Source organism: Ancylomarina sp. YFZ004 (genome assembly GCF_054254355.1).
In genome coordinates this window covers 221,778-236,860 of the sequence record NZ_JBTCHQ010000005.1, presented here as the reverse complement: position 1 = coordinate 236,860, position 15,083 = coordinate 221,778, and the positions used below count along the sequence as shown (strand labels likewise).

The 15,083-nt window shown below is 33.5% G+C and carries 13 protein-coding genes; 3 read left to right on the top strand and 10 right to left on the bottom strand.

Annotated features, from left to right (window positions below):
• The gene (locus ACXR6G_RS10655) at positions 1–3,123 is read right to left on the bottom strand and encodes a SusC/RagA family TonB-linked outer membrane protein (protein WP_458361411.1); all 3,123 of its coding nucleotides are present in this window, start codon (positions 3,121–3,123) and stop codon (positions 1–3) included.
• 450 nt (positions 3,124–3,573) lie between these two features.
• Here ACXR6G_RS10655 and ACXR6G_RS10650 point away from each other — a divergent pair, with 450 nt between their 5' ends.
• Positions 3,574–4,086: a gamma carbonic anhydrase family protein gene (locus ACXR6G_RS10650; protein ID WP_458361410.1), complete on the top strand. Its 513-nt coding sequence runs from the start codon at positions 3,574–3,576 to the stop codon at positions 4,084–4,086.
• A 48-nt stretch (positions 4,087–4,134) separates the two neighbouring features.
• Here the strand turns inward: ACXR6G_RS10650 and murI are convergent, their stop codons facing one another.
• The 8 genes from murI to ACXR6G_RS10610 all read right to left on the bottom strand — a co-directional run bounded on the left by murI (position 4,135) and on the right by ACXR6G_RS10610 (position 12,175).
• Entirely contained in the window at positions 4,135–4,986 is an 852-nt protein-coding gene (gene murI, locus ACXR6G_RS10645; RefSeq protein ID WP_458361409.1) for a glutamate racemase, read from the bottom strand.
• A gap of 106 nt (positions 4,987–5,092) precedes the next feature.
• The gene (locus ACXR6G_RS10640; protein ID WP_458361408.1) at positions 5,093–5,608 is read right to left on the bottom strand and encodes an OmpH family outer membrane protein; all 516 of its coding nucleotides are present in this window, start codon (positions 5,606–5,608) and stop codon (positions 5,093–5,095) included.
• A 64-nt stretch (positions 5,609–5,672) separates the two neighbouring features.
• On the bottom strand, positions 5,673–6,206 hold the full coding sequence (locus tag ACXR6G_RS10635) for an OmpH family outer membrane protein (RefSeq protein WP_458361407.1): 534 nt from the start codon (positions 6,204–6,206) through the stop codon (positions 5,673–5,675).
• 137 nt (positions 6,207–6,343) lie between these two features.
• Complete coding sequence (gene bamA / locus ACXR6G_RS10630; RefSeq protein WP_458361406.1) at positions 6,344–8,866, bottom strand: outer membrane protein assembly factor BamA; 2,523 nt, start codon at positions 8,864–8,866, stop codon at positions 6,344–6,346.
• A 22-nt stretch (positions 8,867–8,888) separates the two neighbouring features.
• Positions 8,889–9,635 carry an isoprenyl transferase gene (locus ACXR6G_RS10625; RefSeq protein ID WP_458361405.1) on the bottom strand — a complete coding sequence of 249 codons (747 nt, stop codon included), beginning with the start codon at positions 9,633–9,635 and terminating at the stop codon, positions 8,889–8,891.
• A 3-nt stretch (positions 9,636–9,638) separates the two neighbouring features.
• A complete protein-coding gene (porG, locus tag ACXR6G_RS10620) occupies positions 9,639–10,301 on the bottom strand; it encodes a type IX secretion system protein PorG (RefSeq protein ID WP_458361404.1) in 663 nt (220 codons plus the stop codon).
• A gap of 171 nt (positions 10,302–10,472) precedes the next feature.
• Positions 10,473–11,357, bottom strand: coding sequence for an NAD kinase (locus ACXR6G_RS10615; protein WP_458361403.1), 885 nt, complete (start codon positions 11,355–11,357; stop codon positions 10,473–10,475).
• 152 nt (positions 11,358–11,509) lie between these two features.
• Positions 11,510–12,175: a CBS domain-containing protein gene (locus ACXR6G_RS10610; RefSeq protein ID WP_458361402.1), complete on the bottom strand. Its 666-nt coding sequence runs from the start codon at positions 12,173–12,175 to the stop codon at positions 11,510–11,512.
• A gap of 107 nt (positions 12,176–12,282) precedes the next feature.
• Here ACXR6G_RS10610 and ACXR6G_RS10605 point away from each other — a divergent pair, with 107 nt between their 5' ends.
• Positions 12,283–12,996, top strand: coding sequence for a pyridoxine 5'-phosphate synthase (locus ACXR6G_RS10605; protein ID WP_458361401.1), 714 nt, complete (start codon positions 12,283–12,285; stop codon positions 12,994–12,996).
• Between the two features lie 66 nt (positions 12,997–13,062).
• Positions 13,063–13,872 (top strand): alpha/beta fold hydrolase, encoded by an 810-nt coding sequence (locus tag ACXR6G_RS10600; protein ID WP_458361400.1) that lies wholly within the window; start codon positions 13,063–13,065, stop codon positions 13,870–13,872.
• A gap of 82 nt (positions 13,873–13,954) precedes the next feature.
• Here the strand turns inward: ACXR6G_RS10600 and ACXR6G_RS10595 are convergent, their stop codons facing one another.
• Positions 13,955–15,037, bottom strand: coding sequence for a hypothetical protein (locus ACXR6G_RS10595; protein WP_458361399.1), 1,083 nt, complete (start codon positions 15,035–15,037; stop codon positions 13,955–13,957).
• Positions 15,038–15,083 lie beyond the last annotated feature (46 nt).

Sequence of the window (15,083 nt, the reverse complement as noted above, 5' to 3'; positions counted from 1 at the left end):
TTAAAATTCTATGTTAACACCAACTGATACAGTCTTCATAATATTTGAACGACTATCAGTAGTTCCAGCTAAACTTTGCTCAGGATCGATACCCTTTATTGTTGAGAAAGTCAACAAATTATCAGCTTGGAAATAGAAACGACACTTACTCAATTTTGTCTTTTTCAAAAGAGATTCAGGAAGGTTATAACCAATAGTTAAAGCCTTCATTCTTAAGTAATCATTATCAAATAGGAAACGAGTAGAAGTTCCATTATAATCATTATCTTCAGTAGTCAACTTAGGTGTATTTGTAATATCACCTGGTTTCTGCCAACGATCCTTAATGTCAACATGTAGTTGACGACCTGGTCTGTCAAGACTTCCCATTAATCCTGCATAAGAATAATCATAAAGTTGTCCACCAACACTAAAGTTAAACTGAACGTTCAAATCAAAATTCTTATACTTGAAATAAGAACCAAAACCTCCAGTAAAATCAGGTAAAGAAGATCCTTGGTAATAACGATCAGCTTCATTATAATCATTTGTTGTTTCTTGGGTTACATTACCCTCTGCATCTTCAACATCCATTAACCAAAGAGCTTCACCAGTCTGTTCATCAACTCCAGCATAATCTCTAATAAAGAAATCATACATAGATTTTCCTACTTTCCACTTCTTAGTACCATTAATAATCTCTTCTTGTGGCAACTTAGTCAACTCATTTTTGTTAGTTGAAATATTAAAAGTTGAAGTCCAATAAACATCATCAGTATGTACATTTACAGTATTCACAATAAACTCAAAACCTGAGTTCTTAACCGTACCAATATTAGTTGTTACAGCTGTGTTTCCTGTAGAAGAAGGTAAAGGCATATCAAATAATAGATCAATAGCTTCCTTACTATAATACTCAACAGAACCTGTTACTCTATTATTGAAGAAACCATAGTCAATAGCAACGTTGAACAAAGCAGTTTTCTCCCACTTAATATTTTGATCAACAATACCACCTTGAAGAACTCCAGTGTTTTCACCATTATTCCATCCTGTATCATAAGCTGCATAGTATGGGAAATAACCAATACCTCTATTATTACCTAGCTCACCATAAGAACCTCTAATCTTTAACAAGTCAATTTTATCAGCGAAACTCTTCATGAAATTTTCATCAGACAAAATCCAGTTAGCACCAATTGAGTAGAAAGTACCCCAACGGTTATCTTCAGCAAATCTTGAAGATCCATCTCTTCTTGCACTAAAATCAAGAAAATAACGTTGCTTGTAGTTATAATCAACACGAGCCATATAAGACTCAAGTCTTTCAGAATTAACATATCCACCAACACTTTCAGGAAGAGTGCTACCAGACATTACTTTTACTCCAGGTAAAAAACCTGTTCCTTGTGCTGACATACGATCATAATTATAATCATACATCTCAGAAATAACATCAACTGCAATTGAATGATCTTCAAAATCTTTCTTATAATTCAACGAGTTAGTAATTGTTGTTGTCTCAGTAATTGTTCTCTGCTGAGAAACACGACCACCTACTGAAGAAGCAGATCCAAATTTATAATGATCATATTCATTAGAGTCATACACATATCTTTCGTAACCAAAATTAGTTCTAAAAGAAAGGTTCTTATGTAAGTCAATCTTAAGGAAAGTTGACGAAAATAGATTTGAACGCGTGTATAGAATCTCATTTATTAATGAAGAAGACACTGCATTTTCACCACCTAAAACAGGTCGAACAGCATTTACTGCTTGCCCACTTGCATTACCATAGTCATACATCTTAGATCCATTTTCGAATTTAAGATCACCATTAGCATCTCTTTGGTAAATAGGATAAATATTAGCTACAGAATTCGCCCATTGCATAATACTAGTATATGAGTTACCAGCTTGATTTGGGTAATTCTGGATAGATTTAGAGAAAGAAGTATTAGTACCCATTTCCATCCAGTCTCTTAATTTTGCTTTAAGGTTAATACGTCCTGAATATCTTTCGAATTCTGACTCAATAATAGCACCTTCTTGCTTAAGGTAGTTACCGTTAATAAAGTAAACAACATTGTCGCTACTTCCACTAACACTTAAATCGTACTCATTATAAAATGCATTATCGTTTGATAAAGCATCATACCAATCTGAATCATATTTAAGATTTGCTCCGGCAACAATTTGACCATCTGCTCCTACTGGATTTGCAGTATCATAAGGATTGTAACCTAGAGTTGTAATCAAATTATTAGTTGCAGTTTGCCCTGCAGTAGTATAATCAGCAGCAGTCGCATTATCTGGCAATTCACCATTTCTAATAGATTCCCAAGAATATTTCATATAATCCTCAGAACCTACATAGTCATACAAATCTACAGCTGCATTAGAAACACCAGCTCTTGCATTAATAGAGATAGTCGCATCTTTCTTAACATACTTTCCACTTTTAGTTGTTATCAAGATAACACCATTAGAAGCTCTTGATCCATACAAAGCAGATGCAGAAGCATCTTTTAAAACGTTAATAGTTTCAATTTGAGAAGAACTAATTGAATTTAAGTTACCCGAAAAAACAACACCATCAACAACGATTAGTGGATCAGCAGAAGCATTTACAGAACCAACACCTCTAATACGAATCGTTGGATTTTCACCAGGCTGTCCACCAGAAGTTAAGATGTTAACACCAGGAGCAGCACCTTGAATTGCACTAATAGGAGAAACTGCAATCTGATTTTCCAAAACATCAGCTCCAACACTAGTAATAGCACCAGTAATAGCTCTCTTGTTCTTAGTACCATAAGCTACTACAATTACTTCATCCATACCAACTGACTCGGATTCCATAACCATGTTGATAACATTTGAAGCAATAGCTACTTCAATTTTTTTCATTCCTACAGATGAAAAGATAAGAAATTTACCATCAGCAGGTACGCTAATAGTATACTTTCCATCAAAATCCGTAGAAGTACCAATAGTAGTACCTTTTACAATAATTGAAACTCCAGGTATAGACAAACCGTCTTCGGCTGATGTCACAACCCCTGAAACTTCTCGACTTTGAGCGAATACGCTCTGTAATCCAATTAGGCAAAGGATTAACATCGAAAATAGACTTTTTTTCATAAATTTTTAGTTAGTGGTTAATTAACATTTATTGACACTCAGAAAATATTAGTAATCATTTGCAACTATTCAGAAAACAATAGAATCATCGTGCTAACGCTCTTAAAATCTAGTCGTAAGTCTTTACTCATGGGGGTTACACCGCTTTTCAAGACTACAAAATTGATTTAAGCACTACCAAAAGTGTGAAATTTTCTTAAATAATCAAAGCATTCTGGACAACAATATGCGAGTATTATATTAAAATTATAAAGTAGATAATAAACATCATAATCGTTTTAATCAAAATTTCAATAAATCATAATGGCCCTACAACGCAGGCAGACAAGTTAATGTATGTTAAAATATGTTGTTTTTACTCAAATTTCAACATTAATAAATTCCCAATTTTAGTATCTAATTTTTATTTAAATTTGTATTTAAATTCAAACTAAATAAGAAAAATAAGACATGGCTTATATTATAGATCTAAAAGGAAAATCTCCAAAAATGGGAGAAAATTGTTTCTTGGCACCTAATGCTAGTATTATTGGAGATGTAGAAATGGGAGATGGATGTAGCATCTGGTTCGGAGCGGTACTTCGTGGTGACGTACATTACATTAAAATTGGAAACAATGTCAACATTCAAGATAATGCGACAATACATGCAACCTACCAAAAGTCACCAACAAATATTGGTAACAATGTATCTATCGCACACAATGCTGTTGTACATGGGTGTACTATAAAAGACAATGTTTTAATAGGTATGGGTGCTGTTGTATTAGATGATGCCATAATAGAGTCTAATGCAATTATTGCTGCAGGTGCTGTTGTAACAAAAGGAACTCATGTGGAATCAGGAAGTGTTTATGCTGGTTCCCCAGCCAAAAAGATTAAGGAATTAAGTCCTGAGCTACTCGAAGGAGAAATTAATCGAATCGCCAACTCATATGCAATGTATGCTAGTTGGTATGAGTAATAATGTTTTACTAGTCATGTACAATTAATCTACAGTTATTGTACATGACTAACTTAAAGTGATATGCTGGGCTTTTAAGTCTCGTTTTAAGAACACGCCTGCCTTTTCTTCAAAATCAGTAATAAATTCTGTCGTAAAAAATTGAAGAAGCCCCTCTTTAGAACAAACTTCATCTATCTCAGGGTGCCGTTGCAAATAATCCATTAAACTTCTAGCTACTATCTGTCCTTGAGATATTAATTGAATATGACTGGGCAAAAAAGATTCAATTACTTTATTCAAAATGGGATAATGTGTACATGCCAATATAATGGTATCTATATGTTGATCTTTCGACATTAGTGAATCAATATGCTTTTTAATAAAATATCGTCCCCCTTCATTATCGAACTCTCTATTCTCAACTAAAGGCACCCATGTTGGACAAGCTTCTTGAACAACTGTGAAATCAGGATACAATTTAGTCATTTCCATTAAGTATGATTCTGACCTTATGGTACCAAGTGTCCCCATCACTCCTACATGCTTTGTGTGACTTAAGACTCCTAATTGCTCAACACTTGGTCGAATAACGCCTAAAACTCTCCTATTGGGTGCTATACGAGGTAAATCTCTCTGTTGAATAGTTCTCAAGGCTTTAGCTGATGCTGTATTACAAGCCAGGATAACCAACTGACATCCCATAGAGAATAATTTTTCTACGGCTTGTAAGGTATACTGGTAGATAACATCAAAAGATCGTGTACCATAAGGAGCACGTGCATTATCTCCCAAATAAATAAAGTCATATTGAGGCATAAGCTTAATCAGTTCATCAAGAATGGTTAAACCGCCATAACCAGAGTCGAAAACCCCTATTGGTCGTTTTGTAGAAGAAAGATCGTTAAACGTGTTACTCATTAGATTAAAAATACTTGATATAAAACTCACCTAATGATACAAAAAAAAGGTAGAACTTATTGCTAAGCCTACCTTTAAATATTTTCATTTGCCAAAGCAAGTGTTCCTACTGGATACCTAATTTTGTTTTCACAAGTGGCATAATATCGATACTAGATGTTGAATTAAATAAAACAACACCAGTACTAAGGTCTAATACATATGTAAACCCATTCTCTTCACCAACTTCTTTAATCGCTTTTGAAGCTTTATCAAAAATAGGTTTCAATAACTCTTGTCTAGTTGTTTGGATTTTGTTTTGTGCAAATTGATCAAAAGTTTGCATACGGTTCTGCAAATCTTGAATTGCTTTTTCTCTATCACTACGAATAGCTTCAGACAAAGTCTCTCTTTCAGCTACATAAAGCTCAACAAGTCCCTGATATTCAGCCTGCATCGCTTTAATTTGCGTATCGAATTCTTTAGCTTTTGTTTCAATTTGCTTCTGTGCCATATCTTTCTCAGGCATTATAGCTAAAAGCTTAGAAGAGTCAATATGACCTAATTTAAGAGTCTGAGCAAAAGTATTAGCGCTAGTCAAAAGCACTACGGCTAACAAAGTAACTTTTAAAATTCTTTTCATTTGGTTTCTTTTTTAAATATGAAGTTGAATCAGCAATTAAATTGACCAAATCAAATTCATCGTTTTATTGTTTATTTACTCTTATTCCTAATTTATATAAAACCTTATCACTAAGGTCAAATTTATTATTACTATAAATGATCGTTGGTCCATTAGCTTTATCAATAATCATTCCATAATTACCAGCCTTAGCGATTTCTTTAATAGCATCATAAATATCATCTTGAATTGGACGAACCAAATCTTGTCTCTTTTTATATAGAGCACCATTCTGTCCAAAATACTGATTCTGCAATTTTTGAGCCAAAGCCTCTTTTTCAAGAATTTCTTTTTCTTTTTTTGATCTCAACTCAGGAGATAAGAAGACCTGATCTTTACGTAATTTAGCATGCAAATTCTTAATCTCGATATAAACACCTTCGATCTCAGATTGCCACTTAGCCGAAATTTCGTTCAATTGATCTTGTGCAGATTTATAATCTGGTACATGATCGAGTATATACGCTGTATCAACAAAACCATATCGTTGTTGTTGCGCACTTAAACTCAAAGTACCAAACAGAACGAAACTTAAAACACATACCAAATACTTCATCATAATATTTGTTTGATTAATTAGTCTTTTAATTGGAAATTAATGACATCTGTGATTATTTTTTTTGAAAGTATCGAATATACTAATTATAAATTTAATAGAAATAAAGACAACATCAATTTATAAATAATCAAAATATGTTAAAACTGCTGACCAATTACAAAATGGAATTGACTACCATTCTCACCTGCTCTATTGGCATCATCAAATCCATATGCCCAATCAATTCCTAACAATCCAAACATTGGTAAGAAAATTCTCATACCAACACCTGCTGAACGCTTAACGTTGAATGGTTGGAAATCTTCAAAATCGTACCATGCATTACCTGCCTCAGCAAAAGCTAGAGCATAAATAGTTGCAGATTGACTTAAAGATAATGGATAACGAACTTCAGCTGTAAATTTAGAATAAATATTACCACCCAAGCGCTGACCACTAGCAGCAACAGGAGTTAAAGTTCCATTACCATATCCACGTAGACCAATATTATCGCTACCATACATTGAATATCCTGACATACCATCACCCCCTACTTCGAAACCTTCGAAAGGAGAACGCTTGTCTTTATTATAGTGACCCAGGTAACCAAACTCGGCTCCTGTATATAGAACCAATTTGTCATTCTTATTCAATATCGGTGAAAACATTTTGCCTTTAAACACCCACTTATGATATTCAATCCATCTGTATTTCTCCTGTTGGTCTCTATCGCTATTTGTTAGTCGAGAATAATCGACATTATCAAACAAAGAATAAGGAGGTGTAATTTTCATACTTAAAGAAAATGAAGAACCTCTTCTTGTATATAAAGGATTATCAATAGAACTTCGGGATAAAGTTGTTGTAAAACTAAAGTTATTCGATGTTCCATCATGAATTAGATAATACTGCCAATCCTTTAATCGATAATTTTGATAACTTATCTCATTCTGTAAGGTAAAAAAGTCATCTGGCCATTTTAATCGTCTTGCCAAACCAACACTCATACCCAAAACTTCTTGTTGTTGATCTGAATTTGGCTGACTGTTATTATATTGACTATACGAACGACTATATCCTGACTGTTTTGAGTAATAGAAAGAGGTACTCAAGGATGTAGGCTTCTTACCTCCCAACCAAGGTTCTACAAATGAAATACTATATGAACTATAATATGAACCATTCGTTTGTGCTCGGATACTCAATGTCTGTCCATCACCAGTTGGAAGTGGACTCCACGCTTCTTTATTAAACATATTACGGATAGAAAAGTTTGAAAATTTCAAACCTACAGTACCAATAATCATACCAGCACCCCAACCTCCTGAAAGCTCAATCTGGTCATTAGCCTTTTCTTCTAACTCATAATTAATATCAACTTTTCCACTTTCTGGTTTAGGTTGAATATCAGGATTAATTGCCTCAGGATCGAAATGTCCTAATTGAGCTAATTCACGTACAGAACGAATAATATCTTTTTTACTGAACAATTCGCCAGGATACGTATGAAGCTCTCTTCGAGCTACATGCTCATGTGTTTTTGTATTACCAATAATATTTACTCTATCGATATAGGCTTGCTTCCCCTCGATAATACGCATTTCAATATTAATTGAATCCGTACCAACAACCGTCTCTACAGGATTTGCGTTAAAGAATAAATACCCATTATCTAAATAAAGATTACTAACAGCATCATCTTCAATTGTTAGTCTTTTATCCAATAGGGTTCTATTATAAGTATCTCCTTTTTTAAGGTTTAGAATTTGATCAAGAACGAAAGAATTATAAACGGTATTACCAACCCAAGTTACATTATTAAAATAATAACGATTCCCTTCTTTATATTTTAAGTAAATATCAACTCGATCATCCTCAACTTCAACAATACTATCAGAAATAATTAATGCGTCTCGAAAACCTTTCTCATTAAACTTCTCGATCAAAGTCATTTTGTCTTCTTCCCACTTTTCCTCGATATACTTAGAAGATTTCAAGAAGTTTTTCAATTTCTTCTCCTTTGTATTCTTTATGAATTTCTTAATCTTCTTTGATGTAAATTCATTATTTCCCTCAACAAAAATATTTCGAACTTTAATCTTATTACTTCTATCTACAAGAATATCCAATACAACACTATTCTCTTCATCTGTAGCATCTCGTTGCACAATGTTAACATCAGTATTGTAGTAACCTTTCTCTTTAAAATAATCTTTAACGACTATTTCTGCATTATTAATTAAGAAATCTGTTACCTGAATCCCCTTCATCAACTTCAACTTTTCTTTAAGTTTTGTTGTTTCACTTTTGGAAAGACCTCCAAAGTTTACACTAGATAAACGAGGTCGTTCTTGAAGATGAATATTTAAGTATATTTTCTTACCTATCAGTTTAGTTGCACTAATATTTATATCAGAAAATAAGCCTTGCTTATATAATTTCTGAATACCCTTAGTGATTTTTTCTCCTGGAACATCAAGTTGTTCACCAGCTTTAAAGCCTGCTATTCGTATCAAGACATCACTTTCGAGATGTTTAATACCAGAAACAGTGACACCACCAATTTCATATTTTTTTGGCGAAGCATAGTTCACCGTAGGATTGTAAATAGTATCGGCTTCTTGTGCTAAAGTGCTTAAACTTATAAGAAGAGAAAAGAGGAAAGTTAATCGTTTAATCATTATCTAATTGAATAGTTAATTCTTACTTATTATTTACTTGCTCACTAATTTTACCAAAACGTCTTTCTCTATTTTGATAGTCTAAAATCGCTTTACAAAGCTCATCCTTGTTAAAGTCAGGCCAAAACAATTTTGCAAAATAGAATTCAGAATAGGCAATTTGCCACAACAAAAAATTACTAATTCGGTACTCACCACTAGTGCGAATGACCAATTCGGGATCAGGAATCCCCTTTGTAGTCAGATGATTTTCAAACACAGAAGCATCAATATCTTCAACTGAAAGTTCTCCATCTTTTGTTTTAAGAGCTATTTGTTTTACGGCATCAATAATTTCCCATCGTGCACTATAGCTTAATGCTAATACCAAAGTCAATCCTGTATTAACTCCAGTTTTCTCAATTGTACCATCTAATTTCGATCTTACCTCATCAGGTAAAGTACTTAGATCTCCAATAGCTTTTAATCGAACATTATTCTTCATCAAAGTTGGAGTCTCATGTTCGATGGCATCAACAAGTAATGACATCAAGCTTAAAACCTCATCTTTAGGACGATTCCAATTTTCAGTAGAAAATGCATAAAGTGTCAGATAAGATATACCAAGCTCAGCAGCAGCTTCAACGGTTTGTCGAACAGCTTCCACACCATTCTGATGACCAACAATACGATGCTCGCCTCTCTCCTTTGCCCATCGACCATTACCATCCATGATAATAGCAATATGCTTGGGTAATCTTTCTTTTATGATCTTATCTGTAATCGACATATATTATTTTACTATTCTATCATATGCATGACATTGCAGATCGTTAAAGAGTTGCAATGTTAATGTTACACCTAAAAATGATATCCAATCATCATTGTGTAACTTATTGGCAATATTTAATTTATTCGGATCACTTAAACCATCCAAATCATCGGTAAAGGTCTTTTTAAACGACCACTCGACAGCAGCTGTCCAACGTTTACCAATTATATATTTACATCCTACTCCCATTGGAATAGCTATTGATGATGTCGTACTACTAGATGATATATACGACAAACCGCTTGTAATATAGGGTGAAAAACGTTTTGCCCTACTTGACAATGGCAATAAAAAAGGTTGAAAATTAAATTCCATCTGTAAGGAAAACTCAACCAATTCTGTTTCAAAAGAATGATTTCTGTCTTGTTGATACTTATTATCAAAATCGAGATCGTCACCTTTTAAATTTCCCAAACTCAAACTCGTTCTCAAAGCATATCTTGGCCCCATATTATAACGGTACATGAAACCTACTGTCGGTGAACTTGAGTAAAGTTGTTTACTAGGGTTAATATCTCCCAAATAATAGTTGGCTCCTACAATAATTCCGACATCAGATGAATTCTGAGCAAAAATTGAGTGACCAATAAAAAAGAATAATATTCCTAAAATAAATTTATACATGAAAAACTCGTTTATATAACTTAATTCTTCTTATTCGAACATAAGATGCGCTAAGTATCGAATATTATTCAATCATAAGCTACAAAAGTAGCATATAATCTGAAAAAACCTCGGGTCTTAACAAAAATTAACCGCGGTTTACAAATGTTTTCATTAGCCCTTAAAACCTAACTAATTACGCTTATCAACACCCCACATAAGCTTGTTTCGGAGGGTTGTATAAAAAGAATGAGTTTTTAATTTCAGCACCTTAATTTTAAAATCAGCTTTACTTATTTTTAATTCATTTGAGGCTTCAAAACTGGCCGATCTGGAATCCAATGATGCTAAATAGCTATCACTCCTTCCCTCAACTTTAAGGCTTATCTCCTGATGATTTGGTACTACAATTGGACGAACTGTCAAGTTATGTGGAGATATTGGAGAAATTACAAAATTTTGTGTATTCGGAATCAAAATAGGCCCCCCAACACTCAAAGAATAGGCTGTTGAACCAGTAGGTGTAGAAATTATTAATCCATCAGCCCAATATGAATTCAAGTATTCACCATCGATATAAGTATGAATGGTAATCATCGAAGCCGAATCTTTCTTATGAACTGTAAACTCATTTAAAGCATAATTAAAATCTTTAAATAACCCATTATCTTTTGTTTGAACCTTTAGTAAAGTTCTTTCTTCAATCGAATAATTACCATCAAAAATATCAGAAATCGCCGCTGGTATTTCTTCTCGCGCAATATGAGCCATAAAGCCTAATCGCCCACTATTAACACCCACAATAGGAATTCCAGAATCCTGAACCACGGTTACTGCGTCAAGAAAAGTACCATCCCCACCAATACTAATAAAGTAATCTACTTCTTTATCCAAATCGGCATGCTCAGAAAAGAAATCAGTCACATCTGGAGTAAAATCCAATTCATCTACGATAAAATCGTACAATGGACGATAAATGCAAAGTTCAATTTTATGAGAATTAAACTCATCTAAAATTAATTTAAAGCTATCTAGAAAATCTTCACTAAACTGCTTCCCAAACAGGGCTACCTTCATGTTGTTTTTAATATTGTAAGCGTTCAAGACAAATGACTAGAGCTGAAACTCCACATCAATTTACAATTACAATAACTTGTATTATAATTTATTCACAAATATAAGGGAATAGAGAAGCTAAACAAGATTATGGAGCTTTTGAATCACATTAATTAGGTGTTCAAAAATTTCATAAAAGAATTATAACGATCGAAAAGCAAATCTTGCATATCATCGTCTCTTAGGAAAGTCGATTTAATGATATAATCGTATCGATGGAAAGTCTGAATAATAGATGATAAATTTGTTTTATTAATCTTGATAGTTAGTTCAATTTTACGTGAAGTATCTGATGACTTAATGTAAAGACTCAAAATCTTAGCATTATTACTTTCTACAATCTGAGCAATTTCACTCAAAGAATAATCAATGGAGTTTAATTCTAAAACAATAACGCCTCCAGGTTCACTCACAGCAAAGATTTTATCGACATATTGCATCAAATCACTTAAAGTGATCAAACCAAGATATGTTTCATCTTCTAAAAGAACAGGAATCACCGTTAATTTAAGATGAGAAACTTTTTCAATTACGTCGTATATATGCTGATCTTGCGTAACAAAGGGACTAAACAAAGATAATTTCTGTTTCCCAATAGGTTCTTCAACCTGATTTAAATCGTAAATATCATTATCCGAAAGAAGCCCAATAAATTCATCGCCTCTCACAATAGGAAGGTGAGAAACCTTAAATATTTCCATCCAATTTAGAGCTTGAAGACCTGTGTCAGACTCTCTCAAAACCGGAACAACATCAGAAATTAAATCTTTTGCAATCATATTAGGTTTTTTTTCAAGGAAATACTTCTAATTTTGCCTTTAAGCAAAACAACTAAATAGTACAAATTTTGAGTTTTAATTTCAAGAACTCAATTATTCTTCATAAAATGACTAGACTTAGTGTAAATATAAACAAAATTGCAACATTAAGAAACGCCCGAGGTGGTAATACGCCCAATGTTTGCAAAATGGCTACTGACTGTGAAAGATTTGGAGCAGAAGGCATCACAGTTCACCCTCGTCCAGACGAACGCCACATTCGTTATCAAGACGTATTAGATCTTAAAAAGATTGTTACGACTGAATTTAATATTGAGGGATACCCAAATAAAGAATTTATTGATTTGGTATTAAGCGTAAAGCCTGAACAAGTAACTCTAGTTCCAGATCCACCAGAAGCTATAACTTCGAATGCAGGATGGGATACGGTTAACAACAAAGATTTCCTAATTGAAGTTATCTCAACTTTCAAAGCTGCTGGTATTCGCACATCTATTTTTGTGGATACAAACCTTAAAAATGTTGAAGGTGCTAAAGAAACAGGAACAGACAGAATAGAACTCTACACGGAGCCTTTCGCAACAGATTTCCCAGAAAATCCTAAAGAAGCTGTTCGCTTATTCGCTATTGCTGCTGAAAAAGCTCATGAACTTGGTCTTGGCATAAATGCTGGTCACGATTTGAGTCTTGAGAACCTTAAGTTCTTCAACGAAAATATACCCAATCTTGCTGAAGTTTCAATCGGACACGCCTTAGTTGCTGATGCCTTATATTTTGGAATGGAAAATACCGTTCAAATGTACAAGCGTCAATTAAAATAAACCAGATTAGTTTGATGTGAAGGATTATATCTTCACATCAAACCATTTACTCACCAACAGACAACCGTGAAACTCAATTACAAGAAACTTGGCGAGGGGCCAGCCCTAATAATCGTTCATGGCTTATATGGAAGCCTGGACAATTGGCTAACTGTAGCAAAGGAATTAGCTCAGAATTTCGAAGTTTTCTTAATTGATCAGCGAAACCATGGAAATTCGCCACATTCTGATTCGCACACATATTCAGACCTAAAAGACGATCTTCTAGAATTTATGGACGATCAACAAATAGACAAAGCTGTTCTTCTGGGTCATTCTATGGGTGGTAAAACGGTCATGTTTTTTGCTATAGATCATCCAGAGAGAGTTAGTAGTTTGCTTGTTGTTGATATTGCACCTAAGAACTACAGCAAAATCTCTGACTATACTCCTCAAACCATCAATCACGAACATCTCGTGTCAGTTATTCTAAATATTGATTTAAGCCCATTTAAATCACGAACTGAAATAAATATAGAACTTACTAAGCAAATTAAAAGTGAAAAGGTAAGACAATTCCTTCTGAAGAATCTTAAAAGGAACGAGGACAAAAGCTTTGGGTGGAAATTGAATATTAAAACAATCAGCGACTACTTAGCACAAATAATGGATGGCATTGATGAAGGTTCTTTTATGAAAGGTAAAGGCATTACTGGCTTCCCTGTTTTATTCATAAAAGGCGAGGAATCGAATTACATCTGCGATAACGACCATAAGCTTATTCGAACCATTTTCCCATATGCTGAAATCACCAGCATTCCTAAAGCTGGGCATTGGGTGCATGCTGAACAGCCAAACTTGCTAGTAAAGACCGTTAACTACTTTATTTTGGAATAATTTCTCTTTGTGAAAACGAACACAAAAATAGCCGAATTGGATAATCTCCAATTCGGCTATTTTTTAAAAAAGTTTTCGAAAACTAAGACCAAATTATCACATAAGAAAAAACAGTCTTTGCTTGAACATTATAATCCTCATACTTTGACGTTGAAGGGTTTATTTCGTCTTCGTATTTCACCCCTGTAATTCGAACTTTGCATTGTTCACTTACATTTAGCTCATCAAGAGATTCAAAAACAGAATCAACAGATCTATTAATTTCTATCTCCATTTCCTGATTAGCTACTGCAGGTAGAGAACCACTTCGAAATACAATTTTACCTTCAGAATCTAATATTTCTACATAATAGTAAATGTCATTCTCATCTACAGCATTCCATTTTACAAGATGAGTCCCTTGATTATAGTCAATCTCATTCTTTAGAGATGCTATTGATTTATTGTCATTAATATCAGACAACTTTACCTCAATATTTTTATCTAAATTTAAATAAAACTTAGCATCATCATTTTCAGGAAAAGTCTCTGATTTAATTTCATTAATGCCATCTTCACCCAGTACAAATACAGATTCAGTTCCCTCAATTACTTTTGTCAATACTAATTTCGGTCCTGACTCTAACAACAACTTAGCATCCTTTATATCTCTACCAGTAACTCGACATTGCATATATCTAGATACATCACCTGCCAAATTAATTTCACTTACAACAAAAGCATCAGCTGTAACATCGTTAAGTCCAGAGAAACTTGTAGAACAGTTTAACTTACGTCTATTATCGGCACTTAGCACTAGATTATTTGAATCAGTCCCCTTTTGTAAAAACCAATCAATAGACTCCCCATTACCAAATGTTTCATCTTTTATAACCAATTTTTTCTCATCAAGACTCCAAGTCCCAACTTCTCTTTCTTCTCGTCCGCCATATTCTTGTTTAATAAGATCTCCATTTCTTTCAAAGAAATAAACAATAACGTCATCGTCTTGACTAAAATCATCAGAAATAAAATCATTCGCAAACCAGTATTTATTTACTAAATCATCTTTATCAAATTTAATCTCAGTATCTCCTCCTCCACTACTGCCTCCACATGAAGTAATAGCAATTGCGAACATTGAAATTGCAAAAACACCTATACTTTTAAGTCCTATTTTTTTCATCCTTTTTTATATATTTAAGCTTTAAAACTAATTTTCGTTTCAACAC

Coding starts and splice junctions, on each gene's coding strand:
- ACXR6G_RS10655 (WP_458361411.1), bottom strand. CDS start 3,123: ATGAAAAAAAGTCTATTTTCGATGTTAATCCTTTGCCTAATTGGATTA.
- ACXR6G_RS10650 (WP_458361410.1), top strand. CDS start 3,574: ATGGCTTATATTATAGATCTAAAAGGAAAATCTCCAAAAATGGGAGAA.
- murI (WP_458361409.1), bottom strand. CDS start 4,986: ATGAGTAACACGTTTAACGATCTTTCTTCTACAAAACGACCAATAGGG.
- ACXR6G_RS10640 (WP_458361408.1), bottom strand. CDS start 5,608: ATGAAAAGAATTTTAAAAGTTACTTTGTTAGCCGTAGTGCTTTTGACT.
- ACXR6G_RS10635 (WP_458361407.1), bottom strand. CDS start 6,206: ATGATGAAGTATTTGGTATGTGTTTTAAGTTTCGTTCTGTTTGGTACT.
- bamA (WP_458361406.1), bottom strand. CDS start 8,866: ATGATTAAACGATTAACTTTCCTCTTTTCTCTTCTTATAAGTTTAAGC.
- ACXR6G_RS10625 (WP_458361405.1), bottom strand. CDS start 9,635: ATGTCGATTACAGATAAGATCATAAAAGAAAGATTACCCAAGCATATT.
- porG (WP_458361404.1), bottom strand. CDS start 10,301: ATGTATAAATTTATTTTAGGAATATTATTCTTTTTTATTGGTCACTCA.
- ACXR6G_RS10615 (WP_458361403.1), bottom strand. CDS start 11,357: ATGAAGGTAGCCCTGTTTGGGAAGCAGTTTAGTGAAGATTTTCTAGAT.
- ACXR6G_RS10610 (WP_458361402.1), bottom strand. CDS start 12,175: ATGATTGCAAAAGATTTAATTTCTGATGTTGTTCCGGTTTTGAGAGAG.
- ACXR6G_RS10605 (WP_458361401.1), top strand. CDS start 12,283: ATGACTAGACTTAGTGTAAATATAAACAAAATTGCAACATTAAGAAAC.
- ACXR6G_RS10595 (WP_458361399.1), bottom strand. CDS start 15,037: ATGAAAAAAATAGGACTTAAAAGTATAGGTGTTTTTGCAATTTCAATG.